The sequence below is a fragment of the Acetobacterium paludosum genome, assembly GCF_008086595.1.
Classification (GTDB): domain Bacteria; phylum Bacillota; class Clostridia; order Eubacteriales; family Eubacteriaceae; genus Acetobacterium; species Acetobacterium paludosum.
Window position 1 is genome coordinate 91,436 of sequence record NZ_RXYA01000006.1, and the last position, 22,822, is coordinate 114,257.

General features: G+C 42.3%; 24 protein-coding genes. 23 read left to right on the forward strand and 1 reads right to left on the reverse strand.

All coding sequences use genetic code 11. The features are described from left to right. Positions 1-3: 3 nt before the first annotated feature. The 20 genes from FZC41_RS07840 to FZC41_RS07935 all read left to right on the forward strand — a co-directional run bounded on the left by FZC41_RS07840 (position 4) and on the right by FZC41_RS07935 (position 18,418). Positions 4-678, forward strand: a complete 675-nt coding sequence (locus FZC41_RS07840; protein WP_170253907.1) for a PulJ/GspJ family protein — start codon at positions 4-6, stop codon at positions 676-678. 89 nt (positions 679-767) lie between these two features. Next, complete coding sequence (locus tag FZC41_RS07845; protein ID WP_148566850.1) at positions 768-2,222, forward strand: InlB B-repeat-containing protein; 1,455 nt, start codon at positions 768-770, stop codon at positions 2,220-2,222. 115 nt (positions 2,223-2,337) lie between these two features. Further along, positions 2,338-2,763 (forward strand): arsenic metallochaperone ArsD family protein, encoded by a 426-nt coding sequence (locus FZC41_RS07850; protein WP_148566851.1) that lies wholly within the window; start codon positions 2,338-2,340, stop codon positions 2,761-2,763. Between the two features lie 244 nt (positions 2,764-3,007). Further along, on the forward strand, positions 3,008-4,441 hold the full coding sequence (locus FZC41_RS07855) for a nicotinate phosphoribosyltransferase (protein WP_148566852.1): 1,434 nt from the start codon (positions 3,008-3,010) through the stop codon (positions 4,439-4,441). Between the two features lie 25 nt (positions 4,442-4,466). After that, on the forward strand, positions 4,467-5,513 hold the full coding sequence (locus FZC41_RS07860) for an L-threonylcarbamoyladenylate synthase (RefSeq protein ID WP_148566853.1): 1,047 nt from the start codon (positions 4,467-4,469) through the stop codon (positions 5,511-5,513). A gap of 15 nt (positions 5,514-5,528) precedes the next feature. Beyond that, complete coding sequence (gene rpiB, locus FZC41_RS07865) at positions 5,529-5,978, forward strand: ribose 5-phosphate isomerase B (RefSeq protein WP_148566854.1); 450 nt, start codon at positions 5,529-5,531, stop codon at positions 5,976-5,978. A 189-nt stretch (positions 5,979-6,167) separates the two neighbouring features. Next, complete coding sequence (locus FZC41_RS07870) at positions 6,168-6,494, forward strand: AtpZ/AtpI family protein (RefSeq protein WP_148566855.1); 327 nt, start codon at positions 6,168-6,170, stop codon at positions 6,492-6,494. Beyond that, positions 6,481-6,870 (forward strand): ATP synthase subunit I, encoded by a 390-nt coding sequence (locus tag FZC41_RS07875; RefSeq protein ID WP_170253908.1) that lies wholly within the window; start codon positions 6,481-6,483, stop codon positions 6,868-6,870. Before FZC41_RS07870 ends, FZC41_RS07875 begins: the two co-directional genes overlap by 14 nt. A 76-nt stretch (positions 6,871-6,946) precedes the next feature. Continuing rightward, on the forward strand, positions 6,947-7,612 hold the full coding sequence (atpB, locus tag FZC41_RS07880; RefSeq protein ID WP_148566857.1) for a F0F1 ATP synthase subunit A: 666 nt from the start codon (positions 6,947-6,949) through the stop codon (positions 7,610-7,612). A gap of 171 nt (positions 7,613-7,783) precedes the next feature. Continuing rightward, positions 7,784-8,032: an ATP synthase F0 subunit C gene (atpE, locus tag FZC41_RS07885; RefSeq protein WP_148566858.1), complete on the forward strand. Its 249-nt coding sequence runs from the start codon at positions 7,784-7,786 to the stop codon at positions 8,030-8,032. Between the two features lie 73 nt (positions 8,033-8,105). Continuing rightward, positions 8,106-8,354, forward strand: coding sequence for an ATP synthase F0 subunit C (gene atpE / locus FZC41_RS07890; protein WP_148566858.1), 249 nt, complete (start codon positions 8,106-8,108; stop codon positions 8,352-8,354). Between the two features lie 61 nt (positions 8,355-8,415). Continuing rightward, positions 8,416-8,919: a F0F1 ATP synthase subunit B gene (locus FZC41_RS07895; protein ID WP_148566859.1), complete on the forward strand. Its 504-nt coding sequence runs from the start codon at positions 8,416-8,418 to the stop codon at positions 8,917-8,919. Further along, entirely contained in the window at positions 8,916-9,458 is a 543-nt protein-coding gene (locus FZC41_RS07900) for a F0F1 ATP synthase subunit delta (protein WP_148566860.1), read from the forward strand. Before FZC41_RS07895 ends, FZC41_RS07900 begins: the two co-directional genes overlap by 4 nt. 18 nt (positions 9,459-9,476) lie before the next feature. Continuing rightward, on the forward strand, positions 9,477-10,985 hold the full coding sequence (gene atpA / locus FZC41_RS07905) for a F0F1 ATP synthase subunit alpha (protein ID WP_148566861.1): 1,509 nt from the start codon (positions 9,477-9,479) through the stop codon (positions 10,983-10,985). Positions 10,986-11,008: 23 nt separating this feature from the next. Then, positions 11,009-11,890 (forward strand): ATP synthase F1 subunit gamma, encoded by an 882-nt coding sequence (gene atpG, locus FZC41_RS07910; protein WP_148566862.1) that lies wholly within the window; start codon positions 11,009-11,011, stop codon positions 11,888-11,890. Positions 11,891-11,980: 90 nt separating this feature from the next. Further along, complete coding sequence (gene atpD / locus FZC41_RS07915) at positions 11,981-13,381, forward strand: F0F1 ATP synthase subunit beta (RefSeq protein ID WP_148566863.1); 1,401 nt, start codon at positions 11,981-11,983, stop codon at positions 13,379-13,381. Between the two features lie 15 nt (positions 13,382-13,396). Next, complete coding sequence (gene atpC, locus FZC41_RS07920; RefSeq protein WP_148566864.1) at positions 13,397-13,798, forward strand: ATP synthase F1 subunit epsilon; 402 nt, start codon at positions 13,397-13,399, stop codon at positions 13,796-13,798. A gap of 185 nt (positions 13,799-13,983) precedes the next feature. After that, positions 13,984-15,315 carry a UDP-glucose dehydrogenase family protein gene (locus FZC41_RS07925; RefSeq protein ID WP_148566865.1) on the forward strand — a complete coding sequence of 444 codons (1,332 nt, stop codon included), beginning with the start codon at positions 13,984-13,986 and terminating at the stop codon, positions 15,313-15,315. Continuing rightward, positions 15,316-16,185, forward strand: coding sequence for a UTP--glucose-1-phosphate uridylyltransferase GalU (gene galU / locus FZC41_RS07930; RefSeq protein ID WP_148566866.1), 870 nt, complete (start codon positions 15,316-15,318; stop codon positions 16,183-16,185). Positions 16,186-16,717: 532 nt separating this feature from the next. Beyond that, positions 16,718-18,418, forward strand: coding sequence for a phospho-sugar mutase (locus FZC41_RS07935; protein ID WP_148566867.1), 1,701 nt, complete (start codon positions 16,718-16,720; stop codon positions 18,416-18,418). Positions 18,419-18,707: 289 nt separating this feature from the next. Here the strand turns inward: FZC41_RS07935 and FZC41_RS07940 are convergent, their stop codons facing one another. Next, entirely contained in the window at positions 18,708-20,243 is a 1,536-nt protein-coding gene (locus FZC41_RS07940) for an LCP family protein (protein ID WP_170253909.1), read from the reverse strand. Positions 20,244-20,494: 251 nt separating this feature from the next. Between FZC41_RS07940 and rfbD the strand changes: the two genes are divergently transcribed. From rfbD to rfbC, 3 genes are read left to right on the forward strand one after another with little or no spacing between them, the layout of a single operon-like run. Beyond that, entirely contained in the window at positions 20,495-21,355 is an 861-nt protein-coding gene (rfbD, locus tag FZC41_RS07945; RefSeq protein WP_148566869.1) for a dTDP-4-dehydrorhamnose reductase, read from the forward strand. Between the two features lie 19 nt (positions 21,356-21,374). Further along, positions 21,375-22,244 (forward strand): glucose-1-phosphate thymidylyltransferase RfbA, encoded by an 870-nt coding sequence (gene rfbA / locus FZC41_RS07950; protein WP_148566870.1) that lies wholly within the window; start codon positions 21,375-21,377, stop codon positions 22,242-22,244. A gap of 8 nt (positions 22,245-22,252) precedes the next feature. Further along, complete coding sequence (rfbC, locus tag FZC41_RS07955) at positions 22,253-22,819, forward strand: dTDP-4-dehydrorhamnose 3,5-epimerase (protein WP_148566871.1); 567 nt, start codon at positions 22,253-22,255, stop codon at positions 22,817-22,819. Positions 22,820-22,822 lie beyond the last annotated feature (3 nt).

The following is a 22,822-nucleotide window of genomic DNA, read 5'->3' on the forward strand; positions in this document are numbered from 1 at the left end:
AAAATGAAAGAAATGCAAAAAAAAATAAAAAAAAATAGTGGGTTCACATTAATTGAGTTGATTGTGGCTTTGTTGATTACATCCATTCTTTTAGTTTCCGCAGGGTCTGTCTATTTTATTGCGACAAAAGTGTATACACGAGGAGAAAATATCAGCTATAAGGAAGGGACGATTACCAATACCGAAACGAATCTGCAGGAGGTATTGCCGGTGGCAACCGCCGCCGCGCTTGCGGATGCGCCCAAAGAGGATGCTGGAAAAAGTTACAGTATTGGCTTTAAAGCGGATGGGACCTGTGAAGAAGTCATCATGTCTTTAGTGGTCAATACCAATGGTGATCCGGTACTGGATAGTCTGGGACGGAAACAATTTTCAAAAATCATCAATACCATTCCCCAGATTTCGGATATTGATGTGGTGGCCGTTCAAAAGACGTATGTCGATGCTAATGGAAAGACGGTCTATATCGATGCATATACTTTAAATTATGAACTTGTACCGGTTGATACAACAATGAGTATATTAAAAGGCGGCGTGGTAATGAACAACATCAAGGTTAATAACAATAATGTGCCGAATGTGACGAATGCATCCGGAAAAAATTTGTTTAATTCGGTGTCGCTTAATAATAATGGCGGAGCAACTAAACAATACCTGGTAGTGACTTTGGGTAATTGAGAGTAGCACTGATGCTTTGACAAGCGGTAAAATAACAGTGCGGCATTTCAATTAGATTATTCTTGAGACATGTTTGATGTGTTTGAGGAATGGAAAGAATTAGGGCTCGGATGTTTACAAAGGCGGGTATCTTAAAAAACAGAGCTGGTTTTACGATGATGGAGCTTGTCGTAACATTGGTAATAATGGCAATTGTTGCCGCTTTTGCGATACCCATATATTTGGGTTTTGTGAAGGATTCGCAAGCGAAGGAATGTGCCTCAAATACGGCAATGCTGACACGTGACTGCCAACAGGCACAAAAAAACCTGACAAAATCGCCAACCGAGAGTGTAAAAATTGATGGGGATGAGCCAGCTCAAGTGACGTTAAGAAACAACCTATTCTTCCAAGCCATTGATGATGAATTCAATGTAAATCTTAAATCATTGGAAAAATCGGATATAAAGGTAATCGAAAAAGACGGAAAAATAATGGTTGCCGGAATTTGTAAAGATGGAGGAAATTACTATACGCAGACAGACAATGGCAGCCTTAATGTTTACTGTGATAAACATGATGGTGAGATTGCAAATGTCATACCGGTTACAACGCCGGCCGGGAAAGATCCGGATGCACCGGTTGATAACAAGGTGACGATCAACTATGTCGCAGCGATAGGTGGGGTTGTATCTAGAATAAGTGAAACAGTGGATGCGAGCAATGGATCGGTCAGCGGTTCAACCGCTACGGCCAACATGGGCTATACGTTCAGTAACTGGACAAAAAATGGGACGGTTGTCAGCCCTGTTGCGGCATTTATTAAACCAGCCCTGGCAGCAGCAACCTATACGGCCAATTTCAACGAAAATGATGTGACGATTACCTACACCGCCGGTCCAGGTGGTGCAGTTAGCCCTACCAGTGAAGTCATCAAGGCGTTGGCGAAAACGGCAGGTGGTTCAACCGCTACAGCGAATAATGGTTACAAATTCCTGGAATGGGTTGACAGTAAGGGAAACCGGGTGGGAACAAGTATGAACTTTGATCCGCCCAAAGGTGATGTTTATATAACAACAACCTATACAGCACATTTCATAAAGCTTGAAAATGTGGATACGGTAAAAAATGTGGAAGATTATTTTGAACACCTTTATTCAAATTGGGATCCATATGGGTGGATCTGGAATTGGTATGCTGAAACAAAAATTGGCGCGGTTTACAGTTATTCGTCTTGGTTTATTGAAGGCGGAACCTATGTAGCAATTGATCATTTATCTCAATCTTTTTACAGCTTTTTTCCTTCAACTGATGGCTTTTATAGATGGTTAAGTCTAGCTGATCAGAAAAAATTTATTGAAATAACAACGTCTACCCCAGTATATAAATCGAAGAATGTTAGCGGAGATGTTTGGACAGGACCACAACCTACATTTGGAAATTTATATGAATATGGCAATTCAGTATATATCTGGACGAGCGACGATATAACTATTACACCGCCTACGGATCCAACTGCAACGACAACGGGAAATAAGTATTGGGTGAAAATCGTTGGAATATAAGTGGAATCACATGTGTAGTTAGTGTCTGTATAAATTAAAACTTCGATACAGTATTTTGGTATTGCAAAATATTTTCCTTATGATACTATAATTACCAAGATACAGGAGGCAAAAAATGAAAAGAATTGAAATATATGAACCGGGCGGCTGTGCATCCGGTGCCTGTGATCCCATGATTGAAGCGGATTTGCTGCGGATTGAACACATGGTCGCAGATTTAAGAGGGCAGGGCGTTTCGGTTTCCCGCTATAATGTGATGGATGACGGTCCGGCTTTTCTGGCCAGTGATCTGGTAAAAAAGGCGCTGGTAGAGAAAGGAACGGACTGTCTGCCGTTGGTAATCGTTGATGGCAAAGTCGAATCCGAAGGGGAATACCCGACCGATCTTGAATTGGCAAAATGGGGCGGACTGCCCTGGAGTGATCTGGAAATATACGCGGCTCGCGAAAGACGGGACACCGCCATCGCTATGGATCTTGCCCAGCATGGTGACTGTGACGCAGACGATGATTGTGACGGCGACTGTGACAGCTGCAGCTGATGAGTAAAATTATTCGTAAAAAATAAAGAAATGCGAAAGCATTTCTTTTTTCCATTAACTTTTGATACAAAATTTTGTTGGTTCGATTGTATGTTTTTTAACAAAGTAATAAAAGCAAACGAATTCATAAAAAAGAGGCAGAAAAACCAAACAATGGCTGCAAATATTTATATTGAAAAAGTTTGGTTTTTATCAGGATATAGTGATAAAATAATATTCAGTGTGAAAAGAAGGAGAATTTAGTATGCAATTTGATCGAAAGCTTCAGCTTGCAACGGATCTTTATCAATTTACCATGGGGAATGTATATGTTCAAGATGGCAAAGCTAATGAAGAAGCTGTTTTTGATGTTTTTATTAGAAATAACCCTTTTCAGGGTGGTTACACCGTGGCAGCTGGTTTAGAACAGGTCATCGACTACATCAATGGCATCCGTTTTTCAAAAGAAGATACGGCATTGCTCAAAAAAAATCATCCGGAATTTTCAGATGTGTTTTTGGACTATTTAGAGAATTTTAAATTTGAAGGGGAAATTTTTGCCGTTCCCGAGGGGACGATTATCTTTCCAATGGAACCGATTGTTCGGGTGAAAGCCCCGCTGGTCCAGGCCCAGATTGTCGAAACAACGATATTAAGTATTGTGAATCATCAAACCCTAATTGCCACCAAGGCGGCTCGTATTATTGAGGAAGCCCAGGGGGATGCGGTGATGGAGTTTGGTCTTCGTCGCGCTCATGGAACGGAAGCAGGTTATTATGGCGCCCGGGCGGCAGTGATTGGCGGATGTGTGGGAACCAGCGTGGTGGAAACGGAAGCCATGCTGGATCGTCCCTCCATGGGAACCATGAGCCACAGCTTCATTCTCAGTTATGATACGGAGTTGGAAGCCTTTGAAAAGTTTGTGAAATATAATCCCGACAATGCTGTTCTTTTGGTCGATACTTACAACACCCTGACACAAGGGGTGCCGAATGCGATTAAGGTGTTAAATAAAGCCCTGGCAGATAAAACGATGACCAAAGGATACGGGATTCGGATTGATTCTGGAGACCTGGCTTATTTAAGCGCGGAAGCTCGGAAGATGCTGGATAAAGCGGGTTTGGAAAAGGCCGTGATTGTGGCATCTTCGGATCTGGATGAACATTTGATTAAGGATTTAAAAATTCAGGGGGCTAAGATCGACTCATGGGGCGTTGGAACGAAGCTTATTACCGCTTATGATTGCCCTTCTTTAGGCGGGGTGTATAAACTATCCGTCATTGCCGGAAAACCAAAATTAAAAGTTTCCGACGATCCGGTGAAAATTACAAACCCCGGTTATAAAAAGATCTATCGGATTTATGGAAAGAGCAATGATATGGCATTGGCCGATTTATTGACGCTGGACAATGAACGCATCGATGTGAATGAACCATTGACGATTTTCCATCCGGTTTATACCTGGAAAAAAAGAATCATCACGGATTACTATGTCCGCGAACTCCTGCTGCCGGTTTTTATCAAGGGAAAATGTGTTTACAACTGTCCGAAAATTTCAGACATTCAGGAACACCTTAGAAATGAAAAAGCCAACCTATGGCCGGCTTTTAAGCGGATGGTCAATCCTCATGTTTATCATGTCGATCTGTCTGAGGCGCTGTGGACATTGAAACAGCGTTTGTTGAGTGAAGCTGAGTAGATCGGGAGGTCATCTTTTTAAGATCATGAAAACTAAAATAATTGCGATAGAAAGTCTTGATGAGACTGGGTTAAAAGCTTTAGAAGAAGTGGCGGCACTGATAAAAAAAGGTGAAACAGTCGTTTTCCCAACCGAAACGGTTTATGGATTAGGGGCAAATGCGTTTGATCCCGAAGCGGTGAAAAAAATCTTTATCGCCAAAGGGCGTCCGAATGATAATCCCCTGATTGTTCATGTTTCAGAAATTGCTGAGGTGGACTGTTTGGTTGCCGGGATTCCGCCTAAAGCCAAGCAGCTGATGGATGTCTTTTGGCCGGGACCGCTGACTTTGATTATGGAAAAATCAGCGCTGATTCCCGCTGAAGTTTCGGCCGGACTGAATACCGTCGGCATTCGTTTCCCGGATCATCCGATTGCCCGGGCGTTTATTAAAATGGCTGGGTATCCGATTGCGGCTCCCAGTGCAAACCGTTCCGGACGGCCCAGTCCGACCCAGGGAAAACATGTTCTTGAGGATCTGGATGGCCGGGTTGCGGCGATTATTCTTTCTTCGGATACCGAAATCGGATTGGAATCGACGGTGATTGATATGACGGCGGAACCGCCGGTGGTGCTTCGTCCGGGGGATGTGACGGTGGCTGAGCTTCGCGAGGTTTTAGGCGAGGTGCTGGTTTCAGCCAATGTCACTGAAAATGTTGTGCCTGAGAAGGTATTGTCGCCGGGAATGAAATATACCCACTATTCGCCCAAAGGGGATCTGGTGATCGTTAAAGGCTCAACAACGGAGATCAGCGAGAAGATCAACAATGCGGTCTCCCGCTATCGCGGAAAGCCCCTGTCGATTGGGATACTGGCAAGCGATGAAACCATGGGGTGTTACCATGAAGGTTTGATTATTTCTCTGGGAAGTCAAAAAGATCCCCGAGAAATGGCGAAAAATCTCTTTTCACGGTTGCGTACCTTTGATGAGCTTGGGGTCGAAAAAATATACGCTGAAGACATTGCCTTGAACAATGAAACATTGGCTTTGATTAACCGCCTTTATAAAGCGGCAGGCTATACATTTATTTAAAAAAAGGAGGACGAAATGAAAATAGCAATTGGTTCGGATCATGGGGGTTTTGATTTGAAAGAAGTCATAAAACCCTACTTAATTGAACTGGGTCATGAAGTTGTCGATTTTGGAACCGAGTCCCATGAATCCTGCGACTATCCAATCTATGGGCAAAGGGTCGGAGAAGCCGTCAGTTTTGGCGATTGCGATCGGGGGATTGTCATTTGCGGTACCGGCATTGGAATATCCGTGGCAGCTAATAAGATTCCCGGTATTCGCGGGGGCGTGTGCACCAACGAATTTATGGCAGCGATGTCCCGGGAGCATAACGATGCCAATGTGCTGGCATTGGGAGCAAGAGTTATTGGCGAGGGTTTGGCCCTGCGGATTGTAAAGGTTTTTCTGGAAACGGAATTTGCCGGCGGGCGTCATCAACGGCGAATCGATAAGATTCGCGAGATCGAAAAAAAATACTTGAAATAGTAAAAAAAGAAATTGCTGTATATACAAGTGTAAAAAAATGTGGTATTATATGTGAAAGTTGTTGGAATAAGATGATTTTGATCAAAAATACAGCAATTTTTTACAGGAACACAGAATTTTGCCGAAAAAAGTGAAAAAAATACTAAATAAGATGAAAAAAGTTCTTGCTTAGGAGAATGGAGCAGGCCAATGGATTCAAAAAGAGATTCGCCTAAAAAAGATTCACCTTATAAATATCTTACCATCATTACTCAGCTGGCGATTTCAACGGTTGTTCCCATCGTACTCATGCTTTTCGTGGGAAAGGCGCTGAATTACTTTTTTAACACCGGACCGATCGTCATGATTATCTGCATCATCCTGGGTGTGATTGCCGGGCTGCGGGAGTTATATACAATTCCCATGAAGATGAATAAACAGTCCATGGAGTATAATAAGCGGAGTCAATATGAATACGAAAAAGAAAAAGAAAAAGAGAATAAAAAGGATAGTGAAAATAAGAATGAAAACGACTAATCTGTCTTTCGAGGCAAAGGTAATGATCGGCGCCGGATTTGTTAGTTTGGGACTCATGCTGTTTGCCTTTATGGCGGCAGAGCCAATAAAATATGTGCTTGGGGTTTTCTTTGGAGGCCTCTACAGCATTCTTAATTTCAGATTAATGCAACTGACTTTTGAAAAAGCAATAAAAATGCCATCGGCAAAGGCTCAAAGTTATATTCAGACCAGATATTTCTTGAGATACCTTATCACCGGTGTTGTTATATATGTGGCACTCATTAATCCCTGGTTAAATATCATTGGTGTTTTTCTGGGTTTGATTGCTGTGAAACTCTCAATTTATCTTAATGGGTTTTTATCCCCAAAAAACGTTTCAGAAAATGAAGCGTGAATAAGAATCAAAAAATCACAAAAGACAGTTTGAATGTGTTTATTCAAACGAGTCTGGACAATGAGGTGAAAGAACAATGAATGGTCCAAAGCTTTTCGGGTATCTCTTCGGGTTACCGGTATCCGAAACATTAGTGAACACATGGATAACCATGGCAATAGCTTTCGTGATGTGTTTCGTTCTCACAAGGAATTTAAAAAAACATCCGGGAAAGGCTCAAGTCATCGGTGAAGGCATCGTCACCGCCATCGATAATCTTGTCGGTTCGACGATGGGCAAAGATAAAATGAAATTTGCGCCATATATACTATCTCTTATGATGTTCCTTATTTTTGCAAATACCTGTGGACTCTATGGTCTGAGATCGCCAACAGGGGATATAAGTTTTCCATTGACATTAGCATTAATTACATTTGTCTTGATTGAAGTCTACACCTGGAAGGGTAGGGGCCCAAAAGGCTATTTCAAAGAATATATTGAACCCTATCCTTTTATGCTGCCAATTAACATTATTGAAAAATTTTCAAGACCTGTTTCGATGACTTTTCGTATCTTCGGTAACTTAGTCGGCGGAATTATCATCATGCTTTTGGCTTATGAAGGCTTATCAGGGTTGACGTATTTGGCGTTAATCATTCCAATTCCATTGCATTTCTATTTCGATTTATTTGTTGGATGTATCCAAGCCTTTATCTTTTCAATGCTGACCATGGTGTTTATTGCCAGAGGAATGGATGATTGATCAAGAGGCAAAGCAAAAAATGTAATGGTTGACAGTAATGCCGAGTTGATTATTTAAACGGGTACAGCTGAAATCGGCAGTATTGATGGGTAGATTGTCAAATTGACTTTGCTATTTACAAATCCCTTTAGGCAGGGAAAAAAATATTTAGAAAAAATTTAGGAGGAAGAAATGGACGGATTAAGTATTATTAAAGCAGCTTCAGCAATAGGAGCAGGATTGGCAATGATCGGCGGTATCGGACCAGGGCTTGGCCAGGGTTATGCAGCTGGTAAAGCAGCAGAAGCGGTTGGACGTCAGCCAGAAGCACAGGGCGATATTATCAAAACCATGTTGATTGGTGCTGCAGTAGCTGAAACATGCGGTATTTACGCATTGATCGTGGCACTAATATTAATCTTTGCTAATCCCTGGGTTTGAGACTGGGTGGCTCTGATATAAAAATTTTTTATTTGAAAAAGTTATAACATTTAATAAAATTTAGGAGGAAAAAATGGACGGATTAAGTATTATTAAAGCAGCTTCAGCAATAGGAGCAGGACTGGCAATGATCGGCGGTATCGGACCAGGGCTTGGCCAGGGTTATGCAGCTGGTAAAGCGGCAGAAGCAGTTGGACGTCAGCCGGAAGCACAGGGCGATATTATCAAAACCATGTTGATTGGTGCTGCAGTAGCTGAAACATGCGGTATTTACGCACTGATTGTGGCACTAATATTAATCTTTGCTAATCCCTGGGTTTAAGACTGGGTGGCTCTGATATGAAAAACTTCAATGATTTTAAATTGGAAAGGGGGCTATAATATTGGAAACAACTGGATTAATCAGTATAGACGCAAGAGTAATGATTGCAACACTCATCAATTTCGTAATTTTCTTTTTCATTGTAAAACATTTCTTTTATGATGCGATTAAAGGTATTATCGCAAAAAGACAAGACAGCATTACGGCTGAAATTACAGGTGCTGAAGAAAAAAATGTTTCAGCTGGTCAATTAAAACTCGAATATGAAGGATTATTGGCTGATATTAAGGGGCAAGAGCGTGAAATTATTCGGGATGCCAATGCTGAAGCTCAGGCTCAGCGACAGGCAATTCTTGATAAGGCTCATACCGAAGCAAAAGGAATTCTTGATAAGGCTAATGCTGAAATCGAACTTGAAAAGAGCAAGGCCATGAATGAGGTTAAAACCAACATCGTCGATCTTTCGCTCTTTGCAGCTGAAAAGATTATTCACAAGGAAATGGATCCGAAACAACACGAAGCCATGATTTTAGACTTTATTGATAAGGTAGGAGAAGCTAAATGAGTTTAGTAGCGAAAAGATATGCCCAGGCCTTATTTGACACTGCCGTTGATAAAAATATTGTTGATGAAGTGTTCGATGAGTTTTCGACGGTGATTGATCTTTTCAAGTCTGAGGCAGAATTAATGGATCTCATGCTGACCCCTTCGATTAATAATTCTGAGAAGAAGGAAATTTTAAACCGGATTTATGGGGAAAAGTCACTTAATCAATATTTGAGAAATTTTCTGGATATCCTTTTAGACAGAAGCCGCTTCGAATATGTGCTAGAGATTAATGAGACCTTCAGACAGCTTGTATTTCCGTATAAAAATACAGTTGAGGCCGTTGTAAAAACTGCGGTGCCCTTGGACGAAACCCTTCGCGTTGCACTTGAAAAAAACCTGGAAAAGCGTTTTGATAAAAAGGTAATTCTTGATAATCAAATTGATGAAACCATTATTGGCGGCGCTGTGGTTTACGTAGGGGATCAGATCATCGATGGCAGCATTAGAAATCAGTTAAATCAAATGAAAACGCAAATGAACAGTATAAGACTATAATAAACGAGGTGAGTAAAGTTGAATCTCCGACCAGAGGAAATAAGTCAAATTATTAAAAGTGAAATAGAACGGTATCAAGATAAACTTGAAGTCGTCGATGTTGGTACAGTCATAACAGTAGGGGATGGCGTTTGTCGTGTTCATGGTTTGGAAAATGCCATGGCTGGCGAACTGTTGGCTTTCCCTAATGATGTTTATGGGATGGTACTGAATCTTGAAGAAGATAACGTTGGTTGTGTTCTTTTAGGTTATGATGATAACATTGTTGAAGGTGATGTTGTTCGTTGTACCGGTCGTATTGTTGAAGTACCGGTTGGTGAGGCCATGATCGGCCGTGTTGTGAATACTTTAGGTATTCCGATTGATGGAAAAGGACCCATTGTTACAGAATTCCATCGCCCAGTTGAAGTTAAAGCGCCTGGTGTTATCGAACGTGAGGGTGTTAATCAACCAATTCAAACAGGTTATAAATCCGTCGATTCGATGATTCCGATCGGACGTGGTCAACGTGAGTTAATTATTGGTGACAGACAAACCGGTAAAACCGCTTTGGCCATTGATACCATTATTAACCAAAAAGGTGAAGATGTTATCTGTATCTATGTCGCCATTGGCCAAAAAGAATCAACCGTTGCCCAGATTGTTGGACAATTGGAAGAAAGCAAAGCAATGGATTATACCATTATCGTTGCAGCTGGAGCGGCTGAATTGGCTCCACTCCAATATTTAGCACCTTATGCAGGTGTTACAATGGCGGAATACTTTATGAATGAACAACAAAAGGATGTCCTCATCATTTATGATGATTTATCAAAACATGCGGTGGCTTACCGTGCCATGTCCCTGATTCTTCGTCGTCCGCCAGGTCGTGAAGCTTATCCAGGGGATGTTTTCTACCTCCATTCACGTTTGTTGGAACGTGCTGCAAAACTAAAAGCGGGTGGTTCCATCACCGCATTGCCAATTATTGAAACTCAGGCTGGCGATGTATCAGCCTATATTCCGACCAATGTAATTTCTATTACAGATGGACAAATCTTCCTTGAAGCAGAACTTTTCCGTTCTGGTATTCGTCCCGCTGTTAACCCGGGGATTTCAGTATCTCGAGTTGGTGGGGATGCCCAAATTAAGTCAATGAAAAAGGTTGCCGGACCACTGCGTATTGAATATGCTCAATATCGTGAGTTGGCTTCTTTTGCTCAGTTTGGATCAGACCTTGATGATGTTACAAAAGCTCAGCTGGCCAAAGGGGCACGAATTGTTGAGATCTTAAAACAAGATCAATATGATCCGATGCTGGTTGAAGACCAGGTTCTGATTCTTTATGCGGCAACCAACAATTTCATCCTTGATATCGAAGTTAAAGATATTCAGGAATTTGAAAAAGGTCTAATGGTGTATGCCCATAAAAATCATGCCGGAATTATGGAGAAGGCCAGAGGAAAAGACGGCCTTTCAGATGAAGTTGTTGCAGGTTTTAAAGAATGTTTAGAGGCTTATAAAAAAGTTTTCTTGGCATCTAAATAGATTGTCATCGGAGGTGATTTCTAGTGGCAGAGAATGTTCAAGATATTAAACGTCGGATAAAAAGTGTGAACAGTACCAAACAAATCACTCATGCCATGGAGCTGGTGGCGTCTGCGAAGCTCAAAAAAAGCCGTGGGCTTGCTGAGCAACGCTATCCTTATTTTGAGGCGATGATTTTAAGTATGGGTAATATTGTGGAACGAACGGGAAAAAGCAAAAATGCTTTAATGAACCAGCGTGAAGTTAAAAAAACCGCTTATATTATCATTACTGGTGATAAAGGTTTGGCTGGCGGCTACAATGGAAATATTTGCAAACGGGTTGAGTCTCACTTAAAAAACAAAGATAATACAGTTTTATACACGATTGGATCGCGCGGCCGGGATCATTTTAAAAATCGTGATTATAAAATTCAAGCTGAATACCTGGGTATTTCAGAGAATCCCAACTTTTTCACGGCCAAATCAATAACGGCAGGTATTATGGATGCCTATTTAAAAGAGGAATTTGATGAAGTCTATCTGGTCTATACCAGATTCATTTCAACGCTTGTTCAGCATCCTTATTTAATGAAGCTTCTGCCCTTAGATGCAGAAGGTTTAAAGCCAAAGAAAAAGATTGAGGATGTTGAAGAAAAGAAGAGCTTAACGGGAATGATTTATGAACCTGACCCAGAAGCACTGTTGGAATATCTGATTCCTAATTATGTCGCAAACACATTGTATGGTGCGATGATTGAAAGTGCGGCCAGTGAACAGGGTGCACGTCGGACCGCGATGGAATCGGCAACCGAAAATGCCAATGAAATGATTGATGATTTAACACTTAAGCTTAACCGAGTACGTCAAGCGGCAATTACCCAGGAAATTTCTGAAATTGTCAGCGGGGCTGATGCATTAAGTTAGAAAAATAAACCATTGGCTGAAACAGTGCCGATATAATGATGAATGTATAAATTAACAGTGTAAATTATTTGCACAAGGAGGTTACAGGGAATGACCCAAAATATAGGGAAGGTTGTTCAGGTTATTGGCGCAGTCGTCGATGTTAAATTTAAAAAAGACGAACTGCCTAAATTGAACACTGCAATAAATATAGAACTTAATGGTCAAACTTTGGTAATTGAGGTAGCTCAATTACTGGGGGACGATGTTGTCAGATGTATTGCGATGGATTCTACTGACGGTCTCGTCAGAGGCCAGGACGCTGTAGATACCGGGGGCCCAATCAGGGTGCCGGTTGGAAAAGCAACGCTGGGAAGAATGTTTAATGTTTTGGGTAAACCAATTGATGGAAAACCTTTTGATACAACTGGTGTTCCAATGAATCCAATTCATTGCCATCCGCCAGCCTTTGAAGAACTGATGACACGACCGGAAATGTTTGAAACCGGGATTAAAGTAGTTGACTTGATCTGTCCTTACGTTCGTGGCGGTAAAATTGGTCTCTTCGGCGGTGCCGGCGTTGGCAAAACGGTATTGATTCAGGAATTAATTAATAATATTGCAACCCAGCATGGTGGTTTATCCGTTTTTGCAGGGGTTGGCGAACGTACTCGTGAAGGAAATGACCTTTACTATGAAATGATCGAGTCCGGCGTTATTGATAAAACAACGTTATGCTTTGGTCAGATGAATGAGCCCCCAGGTGCCAGAATGCGGATTGCGCTTTCCGGACTGACAATGGCTGAATATTTCCGTGATGTGGAAGGCCAGGATGTGCTTCTTTTCATCGATAATATTTTCCGATTTACCCAGGCCGGTTCTGAAGTATCGGCTCTTTTAGGCCGGATGCCAAGTGCTGCTGGTTACCAACCGACATTAGCGACTGAAATGGGTGCTTTACAGGAACGTATCACCTCTACCAGTAAGGGTTCGATCACATCGGTTCAAGCAGTTTATGTACCTGCCGATGATTTAACTGATCCGGCTCCAGCAACTACTTTTGCCCATTTGGATGCGACAACGGTATTGAATCGTGCGATCACTGAAAAGGGAATCTATCCAGCCGTGGATCCATTAGATTCAACGTCTAATATTCTTAGCCCTAAGATTGTTGGCCGGGAACACTATGAGACAGCTCGTGAAGTTCAGGAAATTTTACAGCGATATAAAGAACTGCAGGATATTATCGCAATTTTGGGGATGGACGAATTAGGTGATGCCGATAAGATTACGGTAGCACGGGCTCGAAAAATTGAGCGTTTTCTGTCTCAGCCTTTTAATGTGGCCGAACAATTTACCGGAACGACCGGGGTCTATGTACCTATTGCAGACACCATTAAGGGTTTCAAAGAAATTCTTGAAGGAAAACATGATGATTTACCAGAAAATGCCTTCTTAATGGTAGGAACCATTGAAGACGCCGTTGCAAAAGCAAAGAAATTAAAAGGTTAGTTGAGGTGAGCTTTAATGGCTAAAACTTTCAGATTGAAAATCATTTCTCCTACCGGGGTCTTTTATGACGGTGACGTTGAAAGGATTGTAGTCCGAGGAACTGAGGGGGAGTTTGCAATCCTTCCAGATCATATTCCTTTTACTACGACGCTTGCGCTAGGTACATTTAATATTCTCTTTGGAGATGGAACGAAAAAATATGGCACCCTTTTAGGCGGCATCGCCACGATTGGTTCCAAAGAATCAATTATTTTAACCGATGCGGCGGAATGGCCGGAAGATATTGATATTGAACGGGCTAAGGAAGCCAAAGAAAGAGCATTGCAGCATCTTAAGGATAGTAAGTTTGATGCGGCTCGAGCTGAAATTGCCTTACAACGAGCAATTATTCGAATCGGTGCGAAAGAACGGAAATAATATAACAGAACGGTTAATTCAAAAGCTGGGATTCGTAAAGAGTCTCGGCTTTTGTTATGTTTTTAGGTGCAAGTGTTTAAATGAAATCGTTTCTGTGCTATAATTTACGAAAGTATTAATGCTGGGATTAGTGTAAAAGTGAGCATTCCAGGCTGTTGATAAACTCAATTTTAAGGAGGATAAAGATGAATATTTGTATTATCGGAATGGGTATTCTGGGCATCACTTATGGTTCTATTTTATCGGATTCAGATGTCAATGTCATCTGTGTGGATACCGATGAGGAAACCATTAATATGCTGAAAGAAGGCGAAATGCCGATTTATGAACCTGGGCTTAGGGCGCTGACGGCGGCTTCAGAAGCGTCAGGTCGGTTGCGCTTTAGTTCAAATATTCAGGAAGCCATAAAAAAGAGTGAAATTATCTTTATCACATGTGAAGTACCGATCAATGCAGATAATGTCCCTGATTTGCGATTTATAAAGCCGATTGCTCAGAGTATTGGAAATCATATCGAAAATTATGTGATTGTGGTTATCAAATCGACGGTGCCGCCGGGAACCTGTCAGATCATTAAGCAGACAATCAAAACGGTGTTGGATGAGCGTGAAGCGGATATTCCTTTTGATGTCATCAGTAATCCGGATTTTGCCAGAAAAGGCTCCATGATCAAAGATTGTCTGGTACCGGAAATGGTGGTCATCGGGTCGGAGTCTGATTCGGCAGTTGAATGCTTGAAAAATCTTTACGACAGCCTTCATGTGCAAGAAAAAAACTATGTCATAACAAATCCCCAAAGTGCGGAAATGATAAAATACGGAGTGAATGCCTTTTTGGCGATTAAACTTTCTTTTATCAATGAATTGGCTTTGCTGTGTGAAAATGCCAATGCTAACATCCTTGATGTTGCCCGGGGCATCGGCCGGGATTACCGAATCGGTCCGGAATATTTAGATGCCGGACCGGGGTACGGGGGAAGTGATTTGCCTAAGGATTCAAAAGCGCTGGTTGAGATTGCCAAAGCCTATGGCACCGAATTCAAGGTGCTTCAAGGTGCCATCGATGCGAATGAAACACAAAAAAATAAAATGGTTGAAAAAATTAAGCGTTCACTGGTAAACTTAGAAGGAAAAACAATTGGCGTTCTGGGGCTATCATATAAACCGGAAACTACAGACATGCGGGATGCCCCTTCGATTAATATCATTAAAGGTTTAGTCGAAGGAGGGGCCGCAATTCAAATTTACTGTCCGGAAGGCAACCGGGAGGCAAAATGGCGATTACATAACGAAAAAGATCAGATTACTTATTGTCATGATGTTTACGAAGCGGCTGATGGAGCGGATGCCCTGGTAATTATTACCAATTGGCGAGAATTTAAAGGAATGGATCAACAACGGGTGAAACAGGTTATGAAAAATCGATATTTATTTGACTTAAGGAATATTTTTGGAGAAGAACCGCCGAAAGGCTTTATCTATTCAGGCTTGGGAATTCCCGAAATGGAGGTGAAGTAATTGAGCAAGATACGCAAAGCGGTTATTCCGGCAGCAGGTTTGGGAACACGGTTTTTACCGATCACCAAATCGGTGCCCAAAGAAATGCTACCGATCGTGGATAAACCGACCATTCAGTACATTATTGAAGAAATTGTCGCGTCAGGAATTGAAGAAATTCTGATCATTAACGGACGTAACAAAGAAAGTATCATTAATCATTTTGATAAGGTGCCAGAGCTTGAAGCTTTGCTCCGTGCCGGCGGAAAAACGGCGGCTTTAGCGGAAGTGGAAGCCATTACCAAGATGGCCAAAATCTTTTCAGTGCGGCAGAAAGAGGCTAAGGGACTGGGTCATGCGGTGCTTTGTGCAAAGGAATTTGTCGGCAATGAACCGTTTGCCGTGGTGCTGGGGGATGACATTGTTTATAATGATGGCAAACCGGCATTGAAGCAAATGGTTGAGGTCTATGAAACCTATGGGGCGTCGGTGATTGGTGTTCAGCAGGTGGCTCCGGACCAGGTGAATAAATATGGGATTGTTTCCGGGACAAAGGTCGGTGAACGGGTGCATCGGGTAAATGATCTGGTTGAAAAACCGGCAATTGGAACGGCCCCTTCAACCATGGCCATTTTGGGACGCTACATTATTACGCCGGGGATTTTTGAAATTTTGGAGCATACCGGTAAAGGTGCCGGCGGAGAAATCCAACTGACCGATGGGCTAAAAACATTGGCGACGATGGAAAAAATGTTCGCCTATGATTTCATCGGAAAGCGCTATGATGTCGGGGACAAGCTTGGTTTCTTGGAAGCGACGGTTGAATTTGGTTTAAGAGATCAGAAACTGGGGCCGGATTTCAGAAAATATCTGGAGACCTTAATGCGTTAGCCCAAAAGTAATTTTTTGTTCGTCGGGGCGATCCATGATCGTCCGTGAACGTTTGGCTAAAAGATTGACGTTGGCGGGCGGGCAAGACCCGCCCCTACGGTATGATGAATGACGTTAATTTATAAAAACAGAAAAAGCAAATATGGGTTGGTAGGGGCGATCCATGATCGTCCGTGAACGTTTGGCTAAAAGCTTGACGCTGGTGGGCGGGCAAGACCCGCCCCTACGGTATGATGAACGACGTTAATTTATAAAAACAGAAAAAGCAAATATGGGTTGGTCGGGGCGATTGATAATCGCCCGTGAACGTTTGGCTAAAAGATTGACGTTGGCGGGCGGGCAAGACCCGCCCCTACGGTATGATGAATGACGTTAATTTATAAAAACAGAAAAAGCAAATATGGGTTGGTAGGGGCGATCCATGATCGTCCGTGAACGTTTGGCTAAAAGATTGACGTTGGTGCGTGGAAAAGACCTGACCCCGACAGGATTATCAGTTGTGTGATCTGCAGATGCAAGAAAGGAAACTACAATGGATTATAAAAAAGCATATCAAGAATGGCTTAATCAAGCGGATTTAGACATGGCATTACGTCAGGAGCTGGAAGCTATTACGGATGAAAAAGAAATTGAAGACCGCTTTTATACCGAATTGGAATTTGGTACGGGCGGAATGCGTGGAAAAATGGCGGCCGGCACAAACCGGATGAATATCGTTATGATCGCCAAGGTAACCTACGGTTTAGGAAAGTATCTTTTAAACCTGGATCCGCAAAACTCGGAAAAGGGTGTCGCCATCGCTTATGATTCTAGAAATTTTTCTCGAACATTTGCTGAAACAGCAGCCGGGGTATTGGCGAAAATGGGCGTCAAAGCATATCTTTTTGAGGAGCTTCGACCAACTCCAGAGCTGTCATTTGCAGTGCGCCATTTAAATGCCGCAGGGGGAATTGTGATTACCGCATCCCATAATCCCAAGGAGTACAACGGCTATAAAGTTTATGGCCCGGATGGGGGACAGATGGTTACCGCATCGGCGGATGCCCTGATTGCCGAGATAGAAAAGGTTAAGGCTGTTTTCGATATTCAAAAACTGACGTTAAAGGAAGGCCTGAGCCAGGGAAAAATTCAAATGGTCGGGGCAGAGATGGATGATGCGTTTACTAAAGCGGTAACATCGATTTGTCATCCTAACCCGAATAGTCCCCTTAAAGTTGTCTATACACCCCTGCATGGTTCAGGAAACAAACCGGTACGTCGGGTTCTGGCCGAACTGGGCTATCAGAACGTCATCGTCGTGCCGGAACAGGAACTGCCCGATGGCAATTTCACCACTGCTCCATATCCCAATCCGGAAGATCGTTCGGTCTTTACTTTAGCAATGGCTTTGGCCGATAAATGTAACGCGGATATTATCATTGGCACGGATCCGGATAGTGACCGGGTCGGCGTTGTGGGCAGAAATCCCAAAGGCGAGTTTGATGTTTTCACGGGGAATCAAACCGGCGCACTTTTAGTGGATTATTACCTCAAAACCCGTCCGGAATTGCCCAAAAATAAAGTGGTTATCAAAACCATTGTCACCAGTGAGCTTGGCGGCGTTGTGGCAAAAAGCTATGGTGCCAATGTGGTGGATGTTCTAACGGGGTTTAAATATATCGGGGAATGTATGACTGAGTATGAAAAAACCGGGGAATACACTTTTGCTTTTGGTTATGAAGAAAGCTATGGCTATCTGGCGGGGAATTACGCCCGGGATAAGGATGCGGTGGTGGCTTCGGCGCTGGTTTGTGAAATGGCGGATTATTATGAAAAACAGGGACTCACGCTTTATGAAGCATTGATTGCGTTATATGAAAAACATGGGTATTTTATTGAAGATGTGATGGCTTTAACTCTTGAAGGAATTGCAGGCAAGGCCAAAATTATTGAAATTATGAATAAATTCCGCAAGGTGAAACTGACTGGTTTTGCTAATGCCCAATTGTTAAAATTCAATGATTACGAAGCAAGTGTCAGCCGGGATTTAACCACCGGTCGGGAAGCAGTGATTGATCTTCCTAAATCGAATGTTTTGAAATTTATTTTTGATGATTATTCCTGGTTTGCTCTTCGTCCATCAGGGACAGAACCGAAGTTGAAAATATATTTTTCAGTTACCGGAAAAACAGAAGAAGAAGCAACCACGAAGAAAGACCTGTTGAAAAAAATAGTAACAGATTTAACTGAATAGGATCGTAGGGGCGACCCATGATCGCCCGTGGATGTTGGTTTTAAAGATTAGCGTAGTCGGACGGGCAAGGTCCGCCCCTACAGGACCAAATGACATTAATTTATGATATGCAGAAAAAACAAACATAGGATCGTAGGGGCGATCAATGATCGCCCGTGGACGTTGGTTTTAAAGCTTGACGTAGTCGGGCGGGCAAAGTCCGCCCCGACAGTATGATGAAATATGTTATTTAATAAAGGCAGCATCCCGAAGTTTTGGGATGCTGCCTTTTAGTAAGTTCATTTATAAATTAATTGACTGTGTCAGTGGAGGAGCTGCCTCCTGAAGAGGAACCAGAACCGGTTGAGCCGGAGCTGGAAGATCCTGAGTCGGTGGAACCTGAACTGGAAGAATCCGAACCGGTTGAGCCGGAGCTAGAAGATCCTGAGCCGGTGGAACCCGAGCTGGAAGAATCCGAACCGGTCGATCCCGAGCTGGAAGAATCCGAACCGGTCGATCCAGAGCTGGAAGACCCAGAGTTAGAGTAGTCCGAGCTGGATGATCCGGAACTAGAACCCGAGCTGGAGGTCCCAGAACTAGTACCAGAGCTGGAAGAACCAGAACTTGAATCATTCGAGTAGGAAGACGTATTATCATAGGTGCTATCCGAGGTGGTTGATTCGGTATAAGTTGAGGACGACCCGGTGCTGGCATAGGCGGCAATGGCAGAACTTATTTCGTCCACAGTATCTGATGGTACATAAGCGGTATAGGTACTTGCGTTGGAACCAGTGGTTCCGGTGGTTCCGGTGGTTCCGGTGGTTCCAGTGGTTCCAGTGGTTCCAGTGGTTCCAGTGGTTCCGGTAGTACCCGTTGTACCAGTGGCTGTTGTCGGTCCGTAAATAAACGCATGAAGCGCAATAACGTTATCGGAAAGGGTATTTGGCACCACATAAGAAACACTGTTTATCATGGTATTTTTAACAAAGGCATCAGTCGGTAATCTAAATTCCAAAAATTGCTTGTCGGGAGAGCCTAAAAAGGCTTTCGCGTAAGTGGTTATTTCATTAATTGAAAGGGTGGTTTTTATATAGGGATAGATTTTGCTGATCAGGTTTACCCCGTTTAAAATATCAATGTTAAAGGCTTTTTTGGCAATCTGTCCGACAACCTCGCGCTGACGTTCGGTTCGATGGTAGTCATCATCACTGTATCGATTACGGGCATAGGCCAAGGCCTGAACGCCGGTCACGGTTTGAATACCGGTCGTGGTAAGATAGGGGTCTGCTTTGCCAACTTTGTCATTAACATCATCAATATACTTGTTGGTCCATTCAAGCACATTTTGATCCAGTACATTAATCTCAACTCCGCCTAAGGCATCAACCGTGTCGACCATGGCATCAAAATTGACAACCACATAATCGGTAATATTAAGATCAAAATTCTGGTTTAAGGTTTTAACGGCAAGCTCCGGGCCGCCATAGGCATAAGCTGCGTTGATCTTATCATAACTTTGATTGGTCGTTTTCGTTGCTGGAATCTGAACCAATAAATCACGCATAATAGAGGTTACTTTTATGTTTCCATTTCTAAAATCCATTGACACAATCATAATTGTATCTGATCGGTCACCATCAATGTCACTTCGTCCATCGATACCAAAGACTGCGATATTGACGGTGTCAATATCTAAATTATTATTCACATTTAATTGTGATTCATCCAGTTGGGGTTCTGCGACCATTTCATTGATTTTGCTGAGCGTGTTAAAGCCGTAGACTATTCCGGTGCCAATAAGGGAGGCAATCAAGAAAAGTATGACTAGAATTATTTTCTTTTTCATAAAGATTCCTTTCGCTTTACGAGTTAAAATCATATACACTACATAATAACATAAACTTGCTTAAAAAAACATTGAATAATAAAGGGAGACGATAAATATTTAATCGAAAAGATCATTTTAAATCGCTAAGATTATCTTAAGAATGAGAATGAATCTAGAAAAAAATAGACTTTTAAGAGAATATCGAGTATAATGACAATGAATTTTTATGGCTAAAAAAGTTAAAAAAGAACAATGAAATCAGGTGAATTATGAAAGTATTATTAACAGGTTCAAACGGTCAACTTGGTAGGGAACTCACGCAGCAGCTTAAAGAAAAAGAAATAGCTTTTGTGGGATATGATATTCCGGAGTTTGACATTACTGATAAAGAAAAGATTGCCGATATTATTGATAAAGAGCAGCCGACCGTTATTATTAACTGCGGTGCTATGACGAATGTAGATGGCTGTGAAACCCAGAAAGAAATGGCCATGGCAATCAATGCCATGGGACCGAAATATTTAGCGGAAATTGCCCGAGCTAAGGATATTGTGCTGGTACAGGTTTCAACCGATTACGTGTTTGACGGAGCGGGGATATTGGAAAACGGGTCTTTGCGGCCTTATGTCGAAACAGATGCGATTGATCCTCTGACGGTCTACGGCGAAAGCAAAGCCGCCGGAGAAAAAGCGGTTGCGGAAATTGCGCCGAAGTATTTTATTATTCGGACCGCCTGGCTATACGGAGACGGCAAGAATTTTGTAAAAACCATGCTGGATCTTGCCTCGAAGCATCCAAAGCTCACGGTTGTGAATGATCAGGTTGGTTCACCAACGAGCACGGTGGATTTGGCGGCGGCGATTATTGATTTGATTCAGACCGATCATTACGGACTTTATCACGGGACTTGTGAGGGACAGTGCAGCTGGTATGATTTTGCCTTGGAAATTTTCAGATTGTCGGGGATTGATATTCCGGTGGAACCCGTCACTTCAGAGCAATTTATTAGTCCGACTCCCCGTCCCAAATATTCGGTATTAGACAATAAAAAACTGAAAGATTTGAAGATGAATCATTTCAGACCATGGCAAGAGTCTTTAGTGGAATATCTGAAAAAATTGAACGCATAATTTAAGGAAAGAGGCAATCATGAAAGGTATTATATTAGCTGGAGGTTCCGGCACACGACTTTATCCCATTACTCGGGCGGTATCAAAACAATTGTTACCTGTTTACGATAAACCGATGATTTATTATCCTCTGGCAACACTGATGCTGGCAGGGATTAGAGACATTTTAATTATTTCAACCCCCATTGATCTTCCCATGTTTGAACGACTTTTTGGCACTGGTGAAGAATTGGGATTGAATTTTTCTTATGAAGTTCAGGAAGCCCCTAATGGCTTGGCGGAAGCCTTCATTATTGGTGAAAAATTTATTGGTGATGATAAGGTTGCCCTTGTATTGGGCGACAATATTTTTTACGGACACGGATTCACCGGAGCCATTCGTAAGGCTGCTGAATTGGCAGAGGGGGCCGTTATTTTCGGGTATCCGGTTACCGATCCGGAACGCTATGGCGTGGTTGAGTTTGCGGAAGATGGCACCGTTCTTTCGATAGAGGAAAAACCGGAGATGCCAAAATCTCATTTCGCCGTTCCGGGGCTTTATTTTTACGACAATAAGGTTATTGAAATTGCTAAAAATATTAAACCATCACCACGCGGTGAATTAGAAATTACAACGGTTAACGAAACTTATCTAAAACAGGGAAATCTAAAGGTTGAACTTTTTGGACGAGGAATGGCATGGCTTGATACGGGAACTCACGACAGTTTAATTGAAGCATCCAACTTTGTTGAAACCATTCAAAAACGGCAGGGGCTTTATGTGGCGTGTATTGAAGAAATTGCCTATCGACATAAATTTATCAATCAAGATCAGTTATTGAAGCTGGCTGAACCGTTAAAGAAAACAGCCTATGGCCAATACCTGATTCAATGTACAAAAGAAAAGTAGGAGAGAATATGGCAAAAATTAATGTAATAGAAACAAAAATCAAAGGCCTGGTTATTATAGAACCCTCTGTTTTTGGGGATGAACGCGGTTATTTTATGGAAACCTATAATGAAGAAGAATTTCATAAAGTTGGATTGACCATGCGGTTTGTCCAGGATAATGAATCGAAATCAAGCAAAGGTGTGCTTAGAGGCCTTCATTTTCAACGGAAATTCTGTCAGGGAAAATTGGTTCGGGCAACCAGAGGCGAAGTATTTGATGTCGCTGTTGATCTTCGGGAGGGTTCGCCAACTTATGGACAATGGGCAGGCGTGACTTTAACGGAAGAAAATAAAAAAATGTTTTATGTGCCGGAAGGCTTTGCCCATGGTTTTTTGGTCTTGTCTGATGAAGCGGTGTTTAATTATAAATGCACCAATCTTTATGCCCCGGAATATGATGGCGGGATCCGCTGGAATGATCCGGAAGTTGGCATAGAATGGCCGCTCGATGGAATCGGAGATCTTTTGCTTTCGGAAAAGGATACAAAACTTCCGTTTTTAAGAGAAATCAAAGACACGTTAAGATTTGAATAAGGA